The organism is Promicromonospora xylanilytica (genome assembly GCF_054782895.1).
The window spans coordinates 910,576-931,454 of sequence record NZ_BAAGRP010000007.1 but is presented as its reverse complement, the minus strand read 5'-3'; the positions used below and the strand labels follow the sequence as shown (position 1 = coordinate 931,454).

19 protein-coding genes are annotated in these 20,879 nt (G+C 71.3%); 8 read left to right on the top strand and 11 right to left on the bottom strand.

Going from position 1 to position 20,879, the window contains the following annotated elements; genetic code table 11:
* Positions 1-294 precede the first annotated feature (294 nt).
* Positions 295-1,116: a DUF1963 domain-containing protein gene (locus tag ACYVK7_RS11970; protein ID WP_460887902.1), complete on the top strand. Its 822-nt coding sequence runs from the start codon at positions 295-297 to the stop codon at positions 1,114-1,116.
* Between the two features lie 105 nt (positions 1,117-1,221).
* Here the strand turns inward: ACYVK7_RS11970 and glnA are convergent, their stop codons facing one another.
* From glnA to ACYVK7_RS11945, 5 genes are all read right to left on the bottom strand, one after another.
* Complete coding sequence (gene glnA, locus ACYVK7_RS11965; RefSeq protein WP_460887901.1) at positions 1,222-2,646, bottom strand: type I glutamate--ammonia ligase; 1,425 nt, start codon at positions 2,644-2,646, stop codon at positions 1,222-1,224.
* 362 nt (positions 2,647-3,008) lie between these two features.
* Positions 3,009-3,752, bottom strand: coding sequence for a DUF4191 domain-containing protein (locus ACYVK7_RS11960; RefSeq protein WP_460887900.1), 744 nt, complete (start codon positions 3,750-3,752; stop codon positions 3,009-3,011).
* Between the two features lie 42 nt (positions 3,753-3,794).
* On the bottom strand, positions 3,795-4,796 hold the full coding sequence (gene lipA / locus ACYVK7_RS11955) for a lipoyl synthase (protein WP_460887899.1): 1,002 nt from the start codon (positions 4,794-4,796) through the stop codon (positions 3,795-3,797).
* Between the two features lie 103 nt (positions 4,797-4,899).
* On the bottom strand, positions 4,900-5,592 hold the full coding sequence (gene lipB, locus ACYVK7_RS11950) for a lipoyl(octanoyl) transferase LipB (RefSeq protein WP_460887898.1): 693 nt from the start codon (positions 5,590-5,592) through the stop codon (positions 4,900-4,902).
* 162 nt (positions 5,593-5,754) lie between these two features.
* The gene (locus ACYVK7_RS11945) at positions 5,755-6,468 is read right to left on the bottom strand and encodes an HNH endonuclease family protein (RefSeq protein ID WP_460887897.1); all 714 of its coding nucleotides are present in this window, start codon (positions 6,466-6,468) and stop codon (positions 5,755-5,757) included.
* A gap of 165 nt (positions 6,469-6,633) precedes the next feature.
* Here ACYVK7_RS11945 and ACYVK7_RS11940 point away from each other — a divergent pair, with 165 nt between their 5' ends.
* Together ACYVK7_RS11940 and ACYVK7_RS11935 are read left to right on the top strand one after the other, a co-directional pair.
* Positions 6,634-7,722, top strand: a complete 1,089-nt coding sequence (locus ACYVK7_RS11940) for a Gfo/Idh/MocA family oxidoreductase (protein ID WP_460887896.1) — start codon at positions 6,634-6,636, stop codon at positions 7,720-7,722.
* Between the two features lie 147 nt (positions 7,723-7,869).
* Positions 7,870-9,330: a serine/threonine-protein kinase gene (locus tag ACYVK7_RS11935; RefSeq protein ID WP_460887895.1), complete on the top strand. Its 1,461-nt coding sequence runs from the start codon at positions 7,870-7,872 to the stop codon at positions 9,328-9,330.
* On the opposite strand, the gene ACYVK7_RS11930 is transcribed toward ACYVK7_RS11935, so the two are convergent.
* The 3 genes from ACYVK7_RS11930 to lpdA form a co-directional block, all read right to left on the bottom strand.
* Positions 9,314-10,267 (bottom strand): TIGR01777 family oxidoreductase, encoded by a 954-nt coding sequence (locus ACYVK7_RS11930; protein WP_460887894.1) that lies wholly within the window; start codon positions 10,265-10,267, stop codon positions 9,314-9,316. The two genes, ACYVK7_RS11935 and ACYVK7_RS11930, sit on opposite strands and share 17 nt — an antisense overlap.
* A gap of 156 nt (positions 10,268-10,423) precedes the next feature.
* Complete coding sequence (gene sucB, locus ACYVK7_RS11925) at positions 10,424-12,277, bottom strand: 2-oxoglutarate dehydrogenase, E2 component, dihydrolipoamide succinyltransferase (RefSeq protein ID WP_460887893.1); 1,854 nt, start codon at positions 12,275-12,277, stop codon at positions 10,424-10,426.
* 31 nt (positions 12,278-12,308) lie between these two features.
* Positions 12,309-13,727 (bottom strand): dihydrolipoyl dehydrogenase, encoded by a 1,419-nt coding sequence (gene lpdA, locus ACYVK7_RS11920; protein ID WP_460887892.1) that lies wholly within the window; start codon positions 13,725-13,727, stop codon positions 12,309-12,311.
* Between the two features lie 313 nt (positions 13,728-14,040).
* Between lpdA and ACYVK7_RS11915 the strand changes: the two genes are divergently transcribed.
* Positions 14,041-14,394, top strand: a complete 354-nt coding sequence (locus ACYVK7_RS11915; protein WP_460887891.1) for an oxidoreductase — start codon at positions 14,041-14,043, stop codon at positions 14,392-14,394.
* 2 nt (positions 14,395-14,396) lie between these two features.
* Here the strand turns inward: ACYVK7_RS11915 and ACYVK7_RS11910 are convergent, their stop codons facing one another.
* Positions 14,397-15,938 carry a leucyl aminopeptidase gene (locus ACYVK7_RS11910; RefSeq protein WP_460887890.1) on the bottom strand — a complete coding sequence of 514 codons (1,542 nt, stop codon included), beginning with the start codon at positions 15,936-15,938 and terminating at the stop codon, positions 14,397-14,399.
* Positions 15,939-16,059: 121 nt separating this feature from the next.
* Here ACYVK7_RS11910 and ACYVK7_RS11905 point away from each other — a divergent pair, with 121 nt between their 5' ends.
* From ACYVK7_RS11905 to ACYVK7_RS11890, 4 genes are read left to right on the top strand one after another with little or no spacing between them, the layout of a single operon-like run.
* Positions 16,060-16,419 carry a hypothetical protein gene (locus ACYVK7_RS11905; RefSeq protein ID WP_460887889.1) on the top strand — a complete coding sequence of 120 codons (360 nt, stop codon included), beginning with the start codon at positions 16,060-16,062 and terminating at the stop codon, positions 16,417-16,419.
* The gene (locus tag ACYVK7_RS11900; RefSeq protein WP_460887936.1) at positions 16,416-16,847 is read left to right on the top strand and encodes a hypothetical protein; all 432 of its coding nucleotides are present in this window, start codon (positions 16,416-16,418) and stop codon (positions 16,845-16,847) included. The genes ACYVK7_RS11905 and ACYVK7_RS11900 overlap by 4 nt, the downstream gene beginning before the upstream one ends.
* Positions 16,844-17,935, top strand: a complete 1,092-nt coding sequence (locus ACYVK7_RS11895) for a quinone-dependent dihydroorotate dehydrogenase (protein ID WP_460887888.1) — start codon at positions 16,844-16,846, stop codon at positions 17,933-17,935. Before ACYVK7_RS11900 ends, ACYVK7_RS11895 begins: the two co-directional genes overlap by 4 nt.
* Entirely contained in the window at positions 17,932-18,141 is a 210-nt protein-coding gene (locus ACYVK7_RS11890; protein WP_460887887.1) for a hypothetical protein, read from the top strand. The genes ACYVK7_RS11895 and ACYVK7_RS11890 overlap by 4 nt, the downstream gene beginning before the upstream one ends.
* Positions 18,142-18,172: 31 nt before the next feature.
* On the opposite strand, the gene ACYVK7_RS11885 is transcribed toward ACYVK7_RS11890, so the two are convergent.
* Both ACYVK7_RS11885 and ACYVK7_RS11880 read right to left on the bottom strand, forming a co-directional pair.
* Positions 18,173-18,550, bottom strand: a complete 378-nt coding sequence (locus ACYVK7_RS11885) for a hypothetical protein (protein ID WP_460887886.1) — start codon at positions 18,548-18,550, stop codon at positions 18,173-18,175.
* Complete coding sequence (locus tag ACYVK7_RS11880) at positions 18,547-20,808, bottom strand: MMPL family transporter (protein WP_460887885.1); 2,262 nt, start codon at positions 20,806-20,808, stop codon at positions 18,547-18,549. Before ACYVK7_RS11880 ends, ACYVK7_RS11885 begins: the two co-directional genes overlap by 4 nt.
* Positions 20,809-20,879: the final 71 nt, after the last annotated feature.

Below are 20,879 nucleotides of genomic sequence, written 5' to 3'. Positions count from 1 at the left end.
CCATCGGGCCCACACCGCCGTCGGGAACCAGCCCCCAGCCACGAAGCTACCGACCGGCGTCACCAACGTCATGACCAGCAACAGCTAGCGGTGCCCTCGACTTCTACTTCCCGACGGTCGTGCAGAAGGCCGTGCTGCTCGTCTGCTACGTGCCGCTCCTGGCCTGGGGGCCGCTGCTCGCGGTGCTGACCGTCGCGTACTACCGGCGCCGGTCGGCCTGACGGCTTGGCTGGTCAGGGCGTGTCAGTGGCGCGCACTAGGGTCGCCCGGGTGACGGATGACAAGCTCCGAGAGATGCTGATCCCCTTTCGCACGCGGGCAGTCGAGGAGGGCGATGAGTGGGAGGACATCGAGCCCCTCCCGGCCGACGAGGTGGACCGGTGGATCGGCCACGTCCGGCCGTGCGCGGTCCTCACCGTCGGCGGGGACGGGCCGGTCGCGGGCAGCTACGGTGGGCCGCTGCTGCTGCCCGCCGACGTCCCGGACCCCGAGTACCCGTACCTCGCGTCCATCGACCTCGCCGCGCTGCCGAAGGAGGCGACGGACATCTCCCTGCCGCCCGACGGACGCCTGCTGCTCTTCGCCTCGCTCGACGAGCCGGACGGCGAGGGCAACTACGGACAGGCCATCTATGTCCCGGCCGGCACGCCGGTGGAGGAACGCGACAAGAACACCTGGAAGGGCTACCCCGGCGACGACTACTACCAGACGATCGTCGGTTCCTATCCACAGGGCGAGCTGCGAACCAGCACGCAACCGGACCTGCCGTACCACTCGCTTCCCGGGTTCCCGAACGCATACGAGCTGGTCACCGTCTGGTGCGCGGCCTCGGACAGAACAGGACACCTGCAGGTCGGGGGGTACGCGAAGGACGAGGACAGCTCCAGGGACCCGCTGGAGTCCGTCGCGGCCAACGCGGTCCACGAGGTGAGGTGGAGGGGCTGGGGCGGCGGTGAGCCGGTGTCGCCCGCGGCCGAGGACTGGGTTCTGCTGGCGCACTGGAACCCGGACATCAGCGGCCGGGAGGGCGCGGACGTGCAGTGGGGGATCCAGCGGGCGGACCTGGAGGCCCGCCGCTTCGACCGCACCTTCAGCACGGTCTTCTGGAACCCCTGACGCGGGACACGAGAAACGGCGGCTGACTCTGCACGACGTCGCGAGACGTCAGTGCGGGTCAGCCGCCGTTTCGGGGCATCTCAGCAGGTCATGGGGGACCGGCGATCAGATGTCGTAGTACAGCTCGAACTCGTGCGGGTGCGGCCGCAGACGGATCGGGTCGATCTCGTTCTCGCGCTTGTACGCGATCCAGGTCTCGATCAGGTCCTCCGTGAACACGTCACCGGCGGTGAGGTACTCGTGGTCGGCCTCGAGCGCGTCCAGCACGCCGTCGAGCGACGTCGGCACCTGCGCGATCTGCGCGTGCTCCTCTGGCGGCAGCTCGTACAGGTCCTTGTCGACCGGTGCCGGCGGCTCGATGCGGTTCTTGATGCCGTCCAGGCCGGCCATGAGCATCGCAGAGAACGCCAGGTACGGGTTCGACGAGGGGTCCGGCGCGCGGAACTCGATGCGCTTCGCCTTCGGCGAGGTACCCGTGATCGGGATCCGGATCGAGGCGGAGCGGTTGCGCGCCGAGTAGACGAGGTTCACGGGAGCCTCGAAGCCGGGCACCAGGCGGTGGTACGAGTTCACCGACGGGTTGGTGAACGCGAGGAGCGACGGCGCGTGCTTGAGCAGGCCGCCGATGTACCAGCGGGCGAGGTCGGACAGGCCGCCGTAGCCCTTCTCGTCGTAGAACAGCGGCTCGCCGTTCTTCCAGAGCGACTGGTGCGAGTGCATGCCCGAGCCGTTGTCACCGAAGACCGGCTTGGGCATGAACGTGGCCGACTTGCCGGCCTCGAACGCGACGTTCTTGATGACGTACTTGAACTTCATCAGGTCGTCGGCGGAGTGCAGCAGGGAGTTGAACTTGTAGTTGATCTCCTGCTGGCCGGCGGTGCCGACCTCGTGGTGCGCGCGCTCGACGGAGAGGCCGACCTCGCCCAGAACCTTGACCATGTCGTCGCGCAGGTCCGCGAAGCGGTCGCTCGGGGAGGTGGGGAAGTAGCCGCCCTTGAAGCGGGTCTTGTACCCGAGGTTGCCACCCTCCTCCTCGCGGCCGGTGTTCCACGCGGCCTCGACGGAGTCGATGGAGTAGAAGCTCTGCTCCGCCGACGTCTTGAAGCGCACGTCGTCGAACACGTAGAACTCCGCCTCGGCACCGAAGTAGACGGTGTCGGCGATACCGGTCGACTTCAGGTAGGCCTCGGCCTTGGCCGCGATGTTGCGCGGGTCGCGAGCGTAGGCGTCACCCGTGAACGGGTCCACGATCGAGAAGTTCACGATCAGCGTCTTGGCCTTGCGGAACGGGTCGACGAACGCCGTCGTGATGTCCGGCACGAGCTTCATGTCGGACTCGTGGATCGCCTGGAACCCGCGGATGGACGAGCCGTCGAACATGAGGCCCTCGCTGAAGGCGTCCTCGTCGAACTGCTCGACCGGGATGTTGAAGTGCTGCGTGACGCCCGGCAGATCGATAAACCGGACGTCGACGAACTCCACCCCCTCGTTGCGGGTGAAGGCGATCGCCTCCTCGGCGTTCTTGAACATCTGCGCTCCTTGCTCGCTCGATAAGTTCAGGGGGAGTCCGTCGGGACCATGCCGTGATGCTCCGGGGTGATGCTCCGAGGCACGGTCGCTTGGGATCGCCATGAACCTATGGGCAGGTGGTTTCTCTTTGGTTACCGGTTGTTGCCGGGATGTTTCTCGGGACTCTCGGCCGTGTCATCCCGGGGAGATGTGCTGGTAGCAGCTCCGCCAGTGCTGCCTCAGAGTGCCAGAAGTCACATCATCCGGCCGGGCGACGTCCGTCCAGCGGACGGACGAGGACGAGCAAAGAGGGCGCCCGCCGGTAGGCAGGGCGCCCTCTCGCGATGTTCGTCCGGACGGTCCCGGACGGCGTTGACGGCTGGTCAGCGGCCGCGCATGCCCTTGCGGTCGGGGCGGGCGCGGGTCGGGTCGATGCCCTTGGGGATCGGCAGCTTGACGCCACCGATGGCCTTGAGGCGCTTGGCGACCTCGGAGACCTCGGCGCGGGTCAGCGTCGACTTGAGGCGGGAGACGGAGCGCGCGACCTTGGTGAGCGGCACCTGCCCCTCGCCGTCGCCGCACTGGATCAGGGTGATCGGCACGTTGGACAGGATGCGGCTGACCTTCTTGCGCTCCTGCTCGAGCAGGCGGCTCGCCCGGTGGGGCGGACCCTCGGAGACGAGCACCACACCGGCCTTGCCGACGCCCCGGAACACGAAGTCCTGGTTGCGCGCGTCGACCGCGACGGGCTCGTCCTCGAAGGTCCAGCCACCGCGGACGGTACCGAGTGCCGCACGCGCGGCGCCGGGCTGGCCGGCGATCTGCGTGTAGGCAGCCGTCTCCGCGCTGCGCGACAGCACGAACATCGCCGCGAGCACACCGAACGGCACGCCGATGACGAGCGCGTAGACCCACGGTCCCGCGAGGACGCCGATGAGCAGCGCTACCGCGACCACCCCGACGAACGCGGCGAGCATCCACCACGTGACGAGCGGGTTCTGCTTGCGGGTCATCTTGTAGACGTCCCACAGCTGGTGATACCAGCGGCGCTTCTTGGGCTTCTTCTGCTTGGCGGCAGACGCTGCTACATCGTTGCGCGCGTCGCCCCCGGACGAGGTTCGGGCCATGGTCGTCAATTCTAGTGTGCTGCGGGTGGTCTGGTTGCCGGATCAGCGAGACAGCAGGCTCGCCGCCTCCTGACGGGAGGTGGTCGGCTGTGCGAGGTGCGCGAGCGCCTCGGGGATCGGGCGGCCGTACTTGGTCATGGCCTGGCCCCACAGGCGGCCCGCCCGGTACGACGAACGCACCAGCGGCCCAGCCATGACGCCGAGGAAGCCGATCTCCTCCGCCGCCTCCGACAGCTCCACGAACTCCTCCGGCCGCACCCAGCGGTCGACCGGGTGGTGGCGCAGCGAGGGCCGCAGGTACTGCGTGATCGTGATCAGGTCGCAACCGGCGTCGTGCAGGTCCTTCAGGGCCTGCTTGACCTCGTCGATGGTCTCGCCCATGCCGAGGATCAGGTTCGACTTGGTGACCAGGCCCGCGTCACGCGCCCGGGTGATCACGGACAGCGAGCGCTCGTAGGTGAACGCCGGGCGGATCTGCTTGAAGATGCGCGGCACGGTCTCGACGTTGTGCGCGAGCACCTCGGGGCGGGACTCGTTGACCGCGTCGAGCAGCTCGGGGATCGCGTTGAAGTCCGGGATCAGCAGCTCGACGCCGGTGCCCGGGTTGAGCGCGTGGATCTGCCGGACGGTCTCGGCGTAGAGCCAGGCGCCGCCGTCGGCCAGGTCGTCGCGGGCGACACCGGTGACCGTCGAGTACTTCAGGCCCATGGTCCGCACGGACTCCGCGACGCGACGCGGCTCGTCCTTGTCGAAGTCGGCGGGCTTGCCCGTGTCGATCTGGCAGAAGTCGCAGCGTCGGGTGCACTGGTCACCGCCGATGAGGAAGGTGGCCTCGCGGTCCTCCCAGCACTCGAAGATGTTGGGACAGCCGGCCTCCTCGCACACCGTGTGCAGGCCCTCGCCCTTGACGAGCGATTTCATGTCGCGGTATTCGGGGCCCATCACCGCCCGGGTCTTGATCCACTCGGGCTTCTTCTCGATGGGCGTAGCCGAGTTGCGCGCTTCGATGCGCAACATACGTCGGCCTTCAGGTGCGATGGTCACGCAGTTCCCCTCCCAGGTCAGCGGGTTCACCCAGCCTATGCCTCGCATGCTCGGCGTCGAGCGGAGGTCTCACCGGTCGGCAGTGGCGTTCGTCACGCGGTCGTCACGCGGTCGTGGCGACGGCGGCACGCGGCGCGGAACGGCGCGCGAGCAGCGGCGTCAGCCGCTCCACGAGCGCTGCCTCCAGCAGGGGCCTGACGTCGTCGACGGTGACCTGTCGGCCGAGCTCCGCGCTCAGCGACGTGACGTCGGCGTCCTCGGCGGGGATGCCGCAGGGCACGATGCTGTCGAACGCGGTCAGGTCGGCGTCGCAGTTCAGGGCGAGGCCGTGCATGGTCACACCCTTGGCCACGCGTGCGCCGATGGCGCAGATCTTGCGCTCCAGCCGCGGGTTCGGTACGTCGGGGGAGTCGGCGGCGACCCACACGCCGGAGCGCCCCTCGACCCGCATCGTCTCGAGACCGAGCGCCGCGCACACGTCCATCACCGCCTGCTCCAGCGTGCGGACGTACTCGACGACGTCGAACGGCTTGGCGAGCTTGATGATCGGGTAGGCGACGATCTGGCCCGGCCCGTGCCAGGTGATCTTGCCCCCGCGGTCGACCTTGATCACCTCGGTGCCGTCGGTGGGGTACTCGTCGCGGTTGGTGCGGGCGCCGGCCGTGTAGACCGAGACGTGCTCGAGGAAGAAGACCGTGTCGGCCAGGTCCTCGGAACGGACGGACTCGTGCGTGCTGCGCTGCAGGTCCCAGCCCTCGTAATACCCGATGTGCCCGGTGAGGTGGCGGATGTCCATGCCAGTCACCCTACGTCCGCCACGCCCCCCGATGCCCGGCTCTGGCCGCCCGCCATCACCGACCAGGGTTCAGCAGGCGTGAGACGACCGTCATCGGCCCCGTTATGGTCCGAGACAGCCTGCTGAACCGGAATCAGCCGCGCGTCGCCGGCGGCCGGCGGGTCAGCCCGCCGGGAGCGGCTCCGCAGGGCAGCTCGTCAGGACGTCCTCCATCGCGTCGTGCTCCGCGGGGGTGACCCACAGGTCGTACTTGGCCTTGACGGCGATCTGCCGGGCGACGTACTCGCAGCGGAACGCCTGGTTCTCCGGGAGCCACTCGGCGGCGTCCTTCGCCCCCTTGCCCATGTTCGCCGGGCCGTCGGAGGCGATGAGGTTGAGCGGGTCGTTGGCGATCTGGACGCGCTTGTCCCGGTCCCAGTCCGCCGCGCCGGTCGTCCAGGCGTTCATCAGTGCCACCACGTGGTCGATCTGCACGTCGCCGGAGTTCTCGCCGCGCACGAACGCGATGGTCTCGCCCGTGTACGGGTCGTCGAGCGTCCCCGAGGCCACCTCGCACGTGTCGCCGGAGGACAGCTGGATGTCCTCGAGGTCACGCTGGAGCATGTCGTTCCGGGTGTCACAGCCGTTGTCGTCTGCGTCCTGCCAGGCGCTGCCGAAGTCGGCCTCGCGATCGTAGCCGTCCTCGGTGGCGGCTTCCTGCACGGTGAGCGAGTCGAGCGTCGCGAGGGCCGAGCCCTCGGCGCCCTCGGCGGGGGCGACGTCGTCACCGAGGGACTTGAGCACGAAGTTGCCGGCGAGCACCAGCGCCGCGACTGCGACGAGCACGAGCTGCAGGGTCTTGCGGGTCTGGCTGGACTTGTTGGCTGTGGCGGACACGGGCCCCTCATTCTGTCGGCCGTTGTGGTCCGGACGCACTTGGCCGGACACGCTAAGAACGTGCGAAAAGTACCGCTTGCCCCAGTCTGCCAGAGTTGGGTTACGGCGGTTAACCCGCTGACCAGTGATCTCGCGTCGGCGCGCCCCGCGGGGCACCATGGGGCCATGGCTCTTCGGATCGGGATTGTCGGCTACGGGGGTGCGGGCAGGCAAATTCACGCCCGCCTGGCGCGAGCAGCGGGAATGACGGTGACGGCGGTCGTCGCACGGGACTCCGGACGGCGCGTCCAGGCGGCCGGCGACTGGCCCGGCGCACGCCTGTTCAACGACCTGCCGACGATGCTCGCCGAGCCCGGCCTCTACGACCTCGTCGTGATCGCCAGCCCCTCTTCCCTGCACGCCGAGCACGCGGGCGCCGTGTCCGTGGCGGGCAAGCCCTTCGTGCTGGACAAGCCGATCGGGACCACGGCGGCCGAGGCACGACGGGTCGTGAGCGCGGCGTCGGCGTCCGGCACGCCGTTCACCGTGTTCCACAACCGGCGCTGGGACCCCGAGCAGCTCACCCTCGCGGCCCTGCTCCGGCGGGGCGACCTCGGCAAGGTCCACACCTTCGAGCGGCACTGGGAGCGGTGGCGGCCCAAGCCCCAGCAGCGGTGGAAGGAGAACGACACCGTGGGCGGCGGCCTGCTCCTCGACCTGGGTCCGCACCTCGTGGACTCTGCGACCCAGCTCTTCGGGCCCGTCGTCGCGGTCTACGCCGAGACCCGGGCGATCTCGACACCCACGGAGGACGACGTGTTCCTCGTGCTGCACCACGCGGCACCCGGCACCCAGCCCGGCGTCGTGCCGGGGCGCGCCGCCGGCGCCGACGTCCTGTTCGGCGCCGAGCCGCCCGCCAAGGGCGTGGTCTCCCGGCTCTGGGCGGGCTCGCTCGTCGGTGCCCCGGGGCCCCGTACCCGCGTGCTCGGCGACGCCGGCGCGTACCTGGTCAACTCGTTCGAGGGCGACGCGTCGCCCTTCGACGTGCTCGACGGTGACCAACCGGAGGGCACCCACGGCTGGCTCGTGCGTGGCCGCGAGCGGACGGCGGTGGCGCAGCCGCGCGGCGGGCACGGCGACTTCTACACCGCTGTCGCCGACTGGCTCGCCGGGGAGGCGGAGGTCCCGGTCGACCCGGCGGACGCCGTCCGCACCGCGGAGGTGCTCGACGCCGCCCGGCGGTCCGCGCAGGACGGGCGGCTGATCGACGTGTGAGCCGCGGGCCGCCCGGGAGGCCACGGGGCGCATACCGTAGACCCCATCCGCAGGTCAAGCATCCGGACACTTCACCCACAGGCCGTCCGATTCGGCAAATCCTGTGGATAAAGAGCGGGCTCCGAGCCACGGGGTTCTGATGAACGGGTGCACTACATCGAATCTGCGGAACTGGTCCGCGTGGCCGTCCCCACGGAGGCCGCGGCTCGCGCCCTCCTGGTGCGCCGTCTAGACACTCTCGCGACACTGGACCACCCCCACCTGGTGCCGCTCATCGCCATCTCTCCGAACGGTCCGGACAACCTGGACGTCAGGCTGTCGCGTACCGGAGCTGTCGACCTGCCCACCGCCGTCGGATCGCGGGGTCCCCTGACCGCCGCGGAAGGCGCGGGCGTCACCGTGGCGATCGCCCAGGCGCTCGCCGCCCTGCACAGCGTCGGCCTCGTCCACGGTGGCGTCCGGCCGACGGACGTGCTGCTCCGCTCCGACGGAAGCGCCGTGCTGCGCCCCCGCGTGACGCTCCCGGACCACAGCGACGACCCGGTCGACGTGACGTCCCTGGCCACGCTCGTGGAGTCGGTGCTCGGATTCCCCGGCCCGAGCCTGGACTCGGAGGCCGACGAGGCGCTGCGTGCCGTGCTGGCCCGCGCCCGCGCAGAGGACCCGCGCGACCGGCCGGAGCCCGGCACGCTCGCGGCGCTCGCCGACGAGGCCGTGAAGCAGGAGCCGGTGCGCCTGCCCGAGGGATCAGCACTGGTCTCGGCGGCGCTCAGCGGTCCGGTGTCCGTCGCGGGCCACGTGCCGCTCGGCGCGCACACGCCCTCGGCCTGGCGCTCTGCGGCGAGGACGCTCACCGGGTCCATCGCCGCGGTGGACGGCAGGGCCTGGGTCGCCACGACCCGCCGCCGCGCCGCGATGTCCCGCACCGACCGCCTCGCCGCGGCGGGCGCGACCGGCCAGGGGCTCCAGCAGAAGACCACCGTCGTGTCCGTCGTCGCGACGGGCATGATCGCGGCAGGCGTCGTCGCGGGCATCACCGCAGGGGCCATGGCCGCGCCGGAGGTCTTCCGCAGCGAGGAGCCCGCCGTGTCGGCGCCCGCACCCTCGACGGCCTCATCGTCGCTCTCGGTGGGGGTCAACCCTGTGGCGAACGCCAAGGACCCCGCGGGTGCCGCCGTCGAGCTCACCACGCGCCGGCTCGCGCTGCTGGCGGGCGCGGTGTCCGACATCGGCACCGTCAACGTGGAGGGCTCTCCCGCCTACGCGGCGGACCAGCAGATCCTCGACGAGCTCAAGCAGACCGGCGCACAGGTGGTCGGTGCGTCGGCGGAGGTGCAGAAGACGGAGGTCGTGACCCTGGGCCCGGGCGCCGCATCGGCCCTCCAGAACGCGACCACCGCCTCGCGCACCGAGACGTCGGAGACCGCCGAGGTCGCGACGAAGGACAAGGGGGCGCCGATCGAGGCGGTAGTGCGGATCGACTACACGATCACCGCGCACATGCAGGTGTCCGACACCGGTGAGACGGCGGTCCCCGCCTCGAAGGAGTCGGCGGACCTGACCCTCGTGTGGACCCCCGGCGGCTGGCGCGTCAGCGAGGTGCGCTGACCCCGTTCGCCCCCACCACCCAGCGGGCCGTGTCGTCGAGGTCCGTGTGCGCCCAGTCGAAGCCCGTCCGGGAGAGCACGCCGGGCACGACCCGCTGGGAGGCGACGAGGTCGCCGGCGAACTGGCCGAGGGCGATCCGTAGCGCGAACCGAGGCACCGGCAGCACCGCCGGACGGTGCAGGGCCTGGGCGAGCGCGCGGGTCAGCGCCCGGTTCGTCGTGGGCGCCGGGGCCACCGCGTTGACCGGTCCGTGCACGTCCGTGCCGATGACGTGCCGGATCACAGCCACCTCGTCGGGCAGGGTGATCCAGCTCCACCACTGACGGCCGCTGCCGAGTGGCCCGCCGACGCCGAGGCGCAGGATCGGCAGCAACCTGCCGAGTGCACCGCCCGAGGGCGCCAGCACCAGGCCGCTGCGGAGCCACACGACACGTGCCCCCGCCTCCGCGGCCGGTGCGGTGGCGTTCTCCCAGGCCTCGACCAGGCCGGCGAGAAAGTCCTGCCCGCGCGCCGACGCCTCGGTCAGGATCTCGTCGCCGCGGCTGCCGTACGCCCCGATCGCGGAGCCGTTCACGAGCACGGGCGGAGCGTCCAGGCGTGCGATGGTGCGGGCGAGCAGACTCGTCGTCGTGGTGCGTGAACCGAGGAGCGTCTGCTTGTAGGCAGAGGTCCAGCGATGGTCGCCGATCCCCGCACCGGCCAGGTTCACCACGGCGTCGGCCCCCTCCAGCGCTGCAGGGTCGAGCTCGCCGGTCCGTGGGTCCCACAGCACGTCGCGGACCGCGGCGGGGACCGTGGCTGTGGTCGGCCGGGCAGGGCTCCCGGCGGCAGCGGTGGCGCGGCGCACCAGCCGCCGGACGGTGTCCCCCCGCGCCACGAGGTCCGCCACCAGCGCGGAACCGATGAGGCCGTGTGAGCCGGCGACCACCACATCCATGCGGAGAATCTAGCCTGCCGTGACCCCTCGGGCCCACACGCCGCCCGGCCGGAGCGGCGGCGGTCGGCCGCCGGTCGGACGACTGTGGCCGGTTCCGAACCCGGAACCGGCCACAGCCAACTACGTCACGCTACCTTCGCGAGGAGAACGTCCTCGTCAGAGACCGACCTCCGACTCGAACGCGCCCTCCTCGATCCGGTTCTTGATCGCCGTGAGGAAGCGGGCGGCGTCCGCGCCGTCGACCAGCCGGTGGTCGTACGACAGGAAGATGTACGACATCGAGCGCACCGCGATGCTCTCGTTGCCGTCCGGGTCGGTCACGACGACCGGCCGCTTCGTGATGGTGCCGGTGCCCAGGATCGCGGCGTGGCCCAGCGGGACGATCGGGGTGTCGATGAGCGACCCGCCCGAACCCGTGTTGGTGATGTTGAACGTGCCGCCCGACAGCTCGTCCGGCGTCACCTTGTTCGCCCGGGTGCGGGCACCCAGGTCCTGGATCTGCCGGGCGATGCCGGCCAGGTTCAGGTCGCCCGCGTTCTTGATGACCGGGACCACGAGGCCACGCTCGGTGTCGACGGCGATGCCGACGTTCTCCGAGCCGTGGTAGGTGATCTCGCCCTTCTCGGTGTCGATGGTCGCGTTGATCTTCGGGTACGCCTTGAGCGCCTCGACGGCAGCCTGCGTGAAGAACGGCAGGAACGTCAGCTTGGCGCCCTCGCGCGCGGCGAAGGACTCCTTGGCCTTGGCCCGGAGCTGCGCGACGCGCGTGACGTCGACCTCCATGACCGTGGTCAGCTGAGCCTGCGACTGCACCGCCTCGAGCATGCGCTCGGCGACGATCTTGCGCAGGCGCGACATCTTCTCCGTGGTCCCGCGCAGCGGCGACACCTCGAGCTTGGCCGGGGCCGACGGTGCCTTGGCCGCCGCCGGAGCGGCTGCCGCTGCCGGAGCGGGCGCTGCCTTGGCCTCGGCGGCCGCGAGCACGTCCTCCTTGCGGATCCGGCCACCGACACCGGTGCCCGTCACCTGGGCGACGTCGACGCCCTTCTCCGCGGCGAGCTTGCGCACGAGCGGGGTCAGGTACGAGCCGGCGGTGCGACCGGCCGCGGCCGGCGCCGGAGCGGCGGCAGGAGCCGGAGCGGCGGGCGCCGGAGCGGGCGCGGCGGGGGCAGGAGCCGGAGCGGCTGCCGCGGGGGCCGGAGCCGGAGCGGGCGTCGGTGTCTCGGCCTTGGGCGCGGGAGCCTCGGAGGCCGGAGCCTCGGCCGGAGCCGGAGCCGGGGCCTCAGCCGGAGCCTCGGGCGCCGGAGCCTCGGCGGGAGCCTCGGGCGCCGGAGCAGCGGCACCCGAGCCGATGAGTGCCAGGGCGGCACCGACCTCGACGGTCTCGTCCTCCTGCACCAGGATCTTCTGGAGTGTGCCGGCGACGGGCGACGGGATCTCGGTGTCGACCTTGTCGGTCGACACCTCGAGCAGCGGCTCGTCGACGGCGACCTCGTCACCGACCTCCTTGAGCCAACGGGTCACGGTGCCCTCGGTCACCGACTCGCCCAGAGCGGGCAGCGGGACCTCGGTGCCGTCACCGGCCGGGGCCGGTGCCTCGGCAGGGGCGGCAGGAGCCGGTGCGGGGGACTCTGCGGCAGGGGACTCTGCGGCAGGAGCCTCCGCTGCGGGTGCCTCGGCGGGCGCGGCCTCGGCCGGCTCCGGCGTCGGCTCGGGGGCCTCAGCGGCTGCCTGCTCGGCCTCCGGCGCGGCCGGCGCGGCACCGGAACCGGAGCCGTCGCCGATGACGGCGAGGGTGGCGCCGACCTCCACGGTGTCGTCCTCCTGGACGAGGATCTGCTCGAGGACGCCGGCGACGGGCGACGGGATCTCGGTGTCGACCTTGTCGGTCGACACCTCGAGCAGCGGCTCGTCGACGGCGACCTCGTCGCCGACAGCCTTGAGCCAACGGGTGACGGTGCCTTCGGTGACGGATTCGCCGAGGGCCGGCAGCTGCACGTTCTCAGACATGACCTGTGGGGTCTCCTTTGTCGTTAAGTGGTCAGTTATGGGCGTGCAGAGGCTTGCCGGCCAGCGCCATGTGTGCCTCTCCGAGTGCCTCGTTCTGGGTGGGGTGGGCGTGCACGAGCGAGGCGACGTCCTCAGGGAACGCCTCCCAGCCCACGATGAGCTGGCCCTCGCCGATCAGCTCGCCCACGCGCGAGCCGATCAGGTGCATGCCGACCACGGGTCCGTCCTTGCGGCGCACCAGCTTGGCGAAACCCTGGGTGCCCAGGATCTTGCTCTTGCCGTTGCCCGCGAGGTTGTACTCGATCGTCTCGACCTGCTCCGGGCCGTACAGCTCGGCGGCACGCGCCTCGGTGACGCCGACGGACGCCACCTCCGGCTCGCAGTAGGTAACGCGCGGGATGGTGGCCTCGTCGATCGCCACCGGCGCGAGGCCCGCGATCTGCTCGGCCACGAAGATGCCCTGGGCGAACCCGCGGTGGGCCAGCTGCAGGCCGGGGACGATGTCGCCGACCGCCCAGACCTGGCCGCCCGCCGGGGTGGCGACCCCGGTACGGAGCAGCTCGTCGGTCAGGACGAAGCCACGGTCCAGCCGTACGCCGGCGGCCTCGAGACCGAGGTCGGCGGTGCGCGGACCACGCCCGACGGCGACGAGCAGCAGGTCGGCGTCGAAGGTCGTGCCCGACTCGAGCTCGACCTGCACGCCGTCCTGCGACTGCTTGACCTGGGCGAAGCGCTCACCCAGGGAGAACTTGATGCCGCGCTTGCGGAACGCCCGCTCGAGCGCCTTCGAGAGCGCGACGTCCTCGTTCGGCACCAGGTGGGGCAGGGCCTCGACGATCTGCACGTCGGCGCCGAAGGACTTCCAGACCGAGGCGAACTCGACGCCGATCACGCCGCCGCCGAGCACCACCACCGACTTCGGCACGGTGTCCAGGGTCAGCGCCTCGTCGGAGGTGACGACCCGGCCGCCGAGCTCCAGTCCCGGCAGGCTACGGGCGTACGAGCCGGTCGCGAGCACCACGTGCTTGCCGTCGTACCGCGTCGCCACGCCGTCCGCGGAGGTGACCTCGACGGAACCGGGGGCGACGAGTGTGCCGTGACCGTCGACGACGGTGATCTTCCGGGAGGCGACGAGGCCCTGCAGTCCCTTGTACAGGCCGGCGACCACGGAGTCCTTGTAGGCGAGCACGCCGGGCATGTCGATGCCGTCCAGCGACGTGCGGACACCGAACTGGGCACCGTGGGTGGCAGCGTCGGCCACCTCTGCCGCGTGCAGCAGCGCCTTGGTGGGGACGCAACCGACGTGCAGGCAGGTGCCGCCGAGCTTGCTCTCCTCGACGAGAGCCACGCTCAGGCCCAGCTGCGCTGCCCGGAGCGCGGTGGCGTAGCCGCCACTGCCTCCGCCGAGCACGACGACGTCGAACGTGGCCGGATTGTCATGCGTAGGCACGTGCTGGCTCCTCGTTGACAGGCTGATGGCACTGTGGGGCGCTCCCCTCGGGTGGAGAGTGAGCACCGCATGCCATCTTGACACTTCAGCGGGCGTGGCCCCAATCGTGAACCCGGCTCGGCGGGTGTGACCGTGGTGACATTGACGGCCGACCCGCGCTGTGGAGGAAGGCTGAAGGGAGGCGTCGCCGGAGGTTGGAGCGAGGCGGGGGGCCGCGGCGGACGGACAGACGCCTGTGAACAGGAGCTGTGGGTTTCCTGGAATCGCGTGGAGATGCCTAGGCCGGTGGAGGCCGCGCTAGTAGTCTCGACGTATGCCCCGCCAGTCCCGCAGCTCGCTCGCGCGTTTCTTCCAGCGACGCTCCTCGTCCGGCAGCGGATCCCGCCCCGGCGGGAACGACGCGCGTCGCCAGACCGTGGCGCACCTCGGCGAGTTCATCGGGTCCCGGGTGGGGGTCGAGGCCTACGTCGAGCCGCCGACCACGGACATCCCCAGCACGATCCTGCTCGTGGCGACCACGGGCGAGTGGACACGGCGCCGGGTGCCGGACGAGCGCACCGCGTTCGACATCGCGAACCAGCTGGGGGTGCCGGTGTACAACGTCCGGTTCACCGGCTACCCCCAGCGGATGCGCGACTGGAACAGCGCTCAGCGCAGGGCGAAGTAGCTCTACTTCTCCGTCTTCTGCGCGCCCGTCTTCTGCGCGGCGGCCCGGCCCTCGAGGAAGCCCAGGAGGGTGCGGACGCCCACGCCGGTGCCGCCGCCGGGCGTGTAGTCGTGCGCGCCGCCGTCGTTGAAGGCAGGGCCCGCGATGTCCAGGTGGGCCCAGGGGTGGTCACCCACGAAGGTCCGCAGGAACAGGCCGGCGTTGAGCATGCCGCCCCAGCGCGGGCCGGAGTTCGCGACGTCGGCCACCTTGGACTTGATGTTCGACGTGAGCTCCTCCGGGAGCGGCATGGGCCAGAACAGCTCGCCCGAGGCGTCGGCGGCGACCTTGACCTCGTCGCGCACCGCGTCGGTGCCCATGACGGCCGACGTACGGCTGCCGAGCGCGACCATCTGGGCACCCGTGAGCGTCGCGATGTCGAGCACGACGTCGTGGCCGTCCTCGACCGCCGACACCAGGCCGTCGGCCATGACCAGGCGGCCCTCCGCGTCGGTGTTGAGCACCTCGACCGTCTTGCCGCCGTAGATCGTGATCACGTCGGCGGGGCGCTGCGCGCTGCCGCCCGGCATGTTCTCGGCGAGGCAGAGGTAGCCGGTGACGGCGACCGGCAGGTTCAGCCGCGCGGCGGCGACGACCGTGGACAGCACGGCGGCGGCACCGGCCATGTCTGACTTCATGGCCTCCATGCCGGCGGCCGGCTTGATCGAGATGCCCCCGGTGTCGAACGTGATGCCCTTGCCGACGAGCGCGACCTTGCCGGTCGGCTTGGCCGGTGTGTAGGCGAGCTTGACCAGGCGCGGCCCGCGCGACGAGCCCTGGCCGACGGCCGTGAGGCCGCCGTAGCCACCGGACGCGAGCTGCTTGTCGTCCAGGACGGTGACCTTCACGTGCCGCACGTCCTTGGCGGCGGCCTTCGCGGCGTCGGCGAACGTGGCCGGGTACAGCTCGTTGGGCGCGGTGTTGACGAGGTCGCGGGCCGCGTGGACCGCTGCGGCGACCACCTGGGCGCGCTCGGCCGCGATCTTCGCCTTCTGGTTCTTGTGCAGCGGCGTCAGCACCTCGATGGCCGCGACGGGGTCCTTCCCGTTCTTGGCGTCCTTCGGCGCGTCCTTGCCGCTGCTGCGGTACCGGTTGAAGACGTAGGCGCCGAGCAGGGCGCCCTCCGTCACGGCGGTGATCTCGTCGTCGTCGGACGCGGGCAGCGCGATCGCGGCGGACTTGAGGCCCGCCAGCTCGCGGGTCGCTGCACCGGCCGCCCGGCGCAGGATCTCGGTGGCGAAGGTGCCGTCCTCTGCCCGCTCGCCCAGGCCGGTCAGCACGAGGACGTCGACGGCGAGCTGGGGACCGGCCGGGATCTTACGGACCTCGTCCCGGGCACCCGTGACGCCGAGCTGGGGCGCGAGCGACTCGAGCTGGGTCAGCAGGTCGGTGGGAAGCTGGTCGGACACGACGGCCACGCCGTCCGACGTCTGGGCGGTCGCCACCACGAGCGCTTCGGCCTTCACCGCGGTGGGATTCTTGCTGGAGAGGGTAACGGAGGTCACGAGGGCGATCGTATCCCGCGCCTCTGACTCCCGGTCAGTGAGCCCTGGCGGCCTCATGGAGGCGCAGGTCACGCCGCGTCCGATTGCCGCACGGCAGGTGCTGCCCGGTAGTCTGCGGGACGTGATCCTTGCCCTCGTCCTCCTCGTGGTCGCGCTGTGCGTGGCACTCGCCGGATGGGCCGGCTGGTTCGTGAGCCGCGACCGCGCGGTCATCCTGAACCAGCTGTGGGGCGGTGCGGTGATCGAGGTCGCCGTCCTGGCGCAGGGCGTCGTCGCGATCGTGCAGGGCGCCACCGGCGCCGGTGCGACCGACCCGCTGCTGTTCTGGGGGTACTTCGCCACGACCCTGGTGATCCTGCCGGTCGCCGCCGCGTGGGCGTTCGCCGAACGCACCCGGTGGAGCTCGGTGGTGCTCCTCGTGGCGTCCCTGACGGTGGCGTTCCTGGAGTGGCGCATGTGGCAGATCTGGACGGCGGGATGATGGCGGAGCGGACCGCGGGACGACGCACCGGACAAGGCTTCGGCAGGGTCCTGGTGACCGTGTACGGGGTTCTGGCGTTCGCCGCGCTCGGCCGGTCGTCCTACGAGCTGGTCGTGAAGTTCGACGAGGCGCCCGTCGCGTACACGCTGTCCACGCTCGCCGCCGTCGTCTATGTCGTCGCGACCTTCGCACTCGCGATCGGGAGCCCCGCGTGGCGCCTGATCGCATGGATCACCGTCGGGATCGAGGCAGTGGGCGTCGTGACCGTCGGCGCGCTGTCGCTCGCCGACGAGCAGGCGTTCGGCGAGTCGACCGTCTGGTCAGGATTCGGCCAGGGCTACGGTTACGTGCCGCTCGTCCTGCCGTTCGTGGGCTTGTGGTGGCTGTGGCGGACGTCGCACAGCACGCCCGAGGAGAGGACTGCATGAGCTGGCCGTACTCGTTGTTGTTCAACGCCGCCTTCCGTCGCATGGACCCGGAACGCGCGCACGAGCTCGCGTTCGGGCTGATCGAGCGCGTAGGCAAGGTTCCGGTGCTGCGCGACGTCGTGCAGGGTGCCGTGGCGCCCTACCTGGGGCAGCGTGCCGGTGGACCGGGGAGCGTACGGCTCTTCGGCCGGGTCGTGCCCGCGCCCTTCGGCCTGGCCGGAGGGTTCGACAAGAACGCGCGAGCCGTCCGGGGCCTGACGATGCTCGGCTTCGGGTTCGTCGAGATCGGCACGGTCACCGCGCGCCCGCAGCCCGGCAACGAGAAGCAGCGCATGTGGCGCGAGCTGGACGTGCGCGGCGTCCGTAACCGGATGGGCTTCAACAACGAGGGTGCCGCGGCCGCCGCCGAGCGACTGCGCGAGCTGCGGAGCACTGCGGCGGGCCGCGCGATCGTGGTGGGCGCCAACATCGGCAAGACCAAGGTGACGCCGCCGGAGAGCGCCGCCGACGACTACGCGACGTCGGCCCGCCTGCTGGCTCCCTGGGCGGACTACCTCGTGGTCAACGTCTCCTCGCCGAACACGCCCGGTCTGCGCGACCTGCAGGCTACCGAGTCGCTGCGGCCCATCCTGCAGGCGGTGCGCGCCGCCGCCGACGAGGCCAACGCCACCGTGTCGCCCGGGGGAGGCCGCCGGATCCCGCTCCTGGTGAAGATCGCCCCCGACCTCGCGGACGACGACGTCGACGCCGTCGCCGACCTGGTCCTCGAGCTCGGGCTGGACGGCGTGGTGGCCGTCAACACGACGATCGGGCACGACCGCGGCCCCGGCGGGCTGTCCGGCCCGCCGCTGCTGGGCCGCGGCATCGAGGTGGTCGCGCGGTTGCGCGAGCGGCTCGGCACGGGGCCGGTCATCATCGGGGTGGGCGGCATCACCCGGGCGGACGACGTGCGCGCCTACCTGCGTGCGGGAGCCGATCTCACCCAGGGTTACACCTCGTTCGTCTATGAGGGGCCGTTGTGGGCGTCGCGCATCAACCGCGCGCTGACCCGCTCGGCCGGCTCGACAGCTAGTGGGAGGCTCGAGTGATCCGTCCGCAGTGGGAGTGGGCCCTCGACGACGCCGAGGGCCGCCGCCTGAGCGAACCGCTGACACCCGTCTTCACCGCCCAGTACGACGCCGAGCAGTGGCTCGGCGAACACTGGCGTGCCCTGGCCGCCGCCGGTGCGGTCCAGGCGCGCCTGCTGCACGACGGCACCCAGGCGGCCCCGAGCGTGGAGCTGCGGACGCCCTGACGGGAGCCTCGTCGCCGCTTGCCTCGTTGCTTCACCCCCGGCGTGGCAGGTGCGGGTCGGTCGGTGTCGCGATCGGGCCGCGGACCAGCCGGCGGGCGAGGAAGACGGACTGGACCACGCAGGCTCCGATCAGGGGCAGGTGGTCGAGACCGTCGACGAGCTCACCCCGCACGGCGTAGGCCGACAGGGACGCGGTCCACACACCGGTGGCCAGCCCGAAGGCGAACAGGAGCGCCGGTGCCGCCCAGCGGGCCGGGAGACAGGCGGCCACGAGCAGCAGGACGCTCAGCAGCAGGTCGGGAGCCAGGAACGGGTTGTCCGCGCGGATCGCACCGGTGACGGCGAGGAACACGAGCATCACCGTGGCCAGGATCGCGGCGACGACACGGGCGGTGCGCAGGACGGTCATCGGGAGGTCCTCTCGGGTGTGGGCCGGGCGTACGCGGGCACGGGCTCCGGCGGCGGCCCTGCTGGGGGCGTCACGGGGAGCTCCCGTAGCCCGAACCGGTCGTGCAGGGCGCGCAACGGAGCAGGGGACCACCAGCTCGCCCGCCCGGTCAGGCGGAGTGCGGCGGGTACGAGCACGCCCCGGATCAAGGTGGCGTCGATCGCCACGGCGAGCGCCATGCCGATGCCGAGCTGTTGCATGAACGCGACCTCGCTGGACGCGTAGACGGCGAACGACGCGGCCAGGATGAGAGCCGCGGCCGTGACGAGCGGTGCCGAGCGCGCGATGCCGGCGGGCACCGATCCGACCACGTTGCCGGTGCGCGCGTACTCCTCCTGGATGCGGGCCAGCAGGAACACCTCGTAGTCCATGCTGAGGCCGTAGGCGATGCAGAACATCAGGAGCAGGATGCTGGGTTCCACCACGCCCGTGGGGGTGAACCCGAGCAGGCCGGCGAGCGCACCGTCCTGGAAACCCCACACCACCACGCCGAACATGACGGAGAGCGAGAGCAGGTTCAGCACGATCGCGGTGAGTGGCGCGACGATGCTCCCGGTCATGACGAACAGCACGAGGAACGTCACGACGAGAATGAGCAGTGCTACCAGCGGGAGGCGGTCGACGATGCCGTCGCGGTAGTCGGCCAGCTCCGCCGGGTAACCGCCGACGAGGACCTCGAACGGTGCGTCCAGACTGCGCACCTCCCGGACCAGACCAACCGGGTCCCTGGCCAGGCGCTCGCTGGAGGGCAGGACGGACAGGCGGGTCGCCGTGCGGGACTCGAACCGGTCGGGACCGAACGGTCCCGCCGGGCCGATCCGCTCACCGGCGACGAAGGCGCCGGCGGCCGAGTCGACCCGGGCGACACCCGGGATCCGGGACAGGGACGCCGCATAGTCCTGAAGGCCGCCGTCAGGTACCGCCGCGGTTCCCGTACCGGCAGCCGCGTCCCGTGCGACGACGAAGAGCGCGTCGGCGTCCTCGGCGGCGAAATCGGCGCGGATCGTGTCGTACATCGCGCGCACCGGCTGGTCGCCGTCGTTGAGCACGCGGTCGTCGGGCGAGCCGAACGTCAGCCCTAGCGTGGGGGCACCGAGCACGAGGAGCACGAGGAGGCCCGCACCACCCGTCACGACCGGCCGGCGCATCACCGTGGCGGACACCCGGTACCAGAAGCCGTCCTCTGGCCGGCCGGGACGGGTCGGACGCAGCATGCTCGGGCCCGCGAGGCGGAGGATCGCGGGGAGGGCCACGGTAGCGCCGAGCACCGCGCAGAGCACCACGGCGATACCGGCCCAGGCGAAGGACGTGAGGAACGGGTACGGGAAGACGAACAGCACGGCCAGGGCGGCGGCGACGGTGAGGCCGCTGAACAGGACCGTGCGGCCGGCCCCGGCTACGGTTCGGTGCACTGCCGCCACTGTGTCGTGGCCTGCGGCGACCTCCTCGCGGTAGCGATAGATCATGAACAGGCTGTAGTCGACGCCCAGGCCGATCCCCATCACGAGCGAGACGTTGGCGGCGAAGGTGGAGACATCTGTGAACGGCAGCACCAGCCGGAGCAGTGCGAGGCTGCCCGCCGCGGCGAACAGGCCGACGGCGAGGGTGGCCAGTGCCGGCGCGAGCCGCCGGTAGACCAGCCACAGGAGCACGAGGACCAGGGGTACGACGATCAGCTCGGCGCGCAGGAAGTCCGTGCGGGCCTGGCCGGCGACGATCCGGAAGATCTCGTCTCCGCCGCCGAGCGTCACCTCGACGTCCTCGCTGTCGAAGCGTTCGACGACGTCGGCCTGCAGGGCGGGTAGCACCTCGGTGCGCACGTGGTCGGCGTCGCCGGGCACCCATGCGAGCACCAGCGCCTGGCGCCGGTCCGCGCCGGCCAGGGTGTCGGGCCCGTCGGGGCTCCAGTAGGACCAGGCGTCACCGACGTCCGGGAAAGCGGCAACGGCGTCGGTGAGGTCACTGCCGAGCGCGACCACAGCGTCGTCGTCCACCGTGCCGGTGGACGGCGAGACGAGGACGGCGACGTTGGGGCTGCCGGTGCCGAACAGCCGGTCGAGGGCGGTGCGCGCGGCGGCGGACTCGGAGCCCGGCGCCTCGTAACGGTTGAGGGACAGCGAGCCGACGGTGGTGGCGGCCATCACGAACGATGCGGCCAGGACGAGGGCCGAGGTGACGAGCACCCGCCAGGGGTGTCGGCTGACAAGGCGACCGAGCACGGGTGCTCCCGGGGTCTAGGATGAATGCGAGCAATGACTCGCGTAAATAATGCGAGTGATCACTCGTGTTT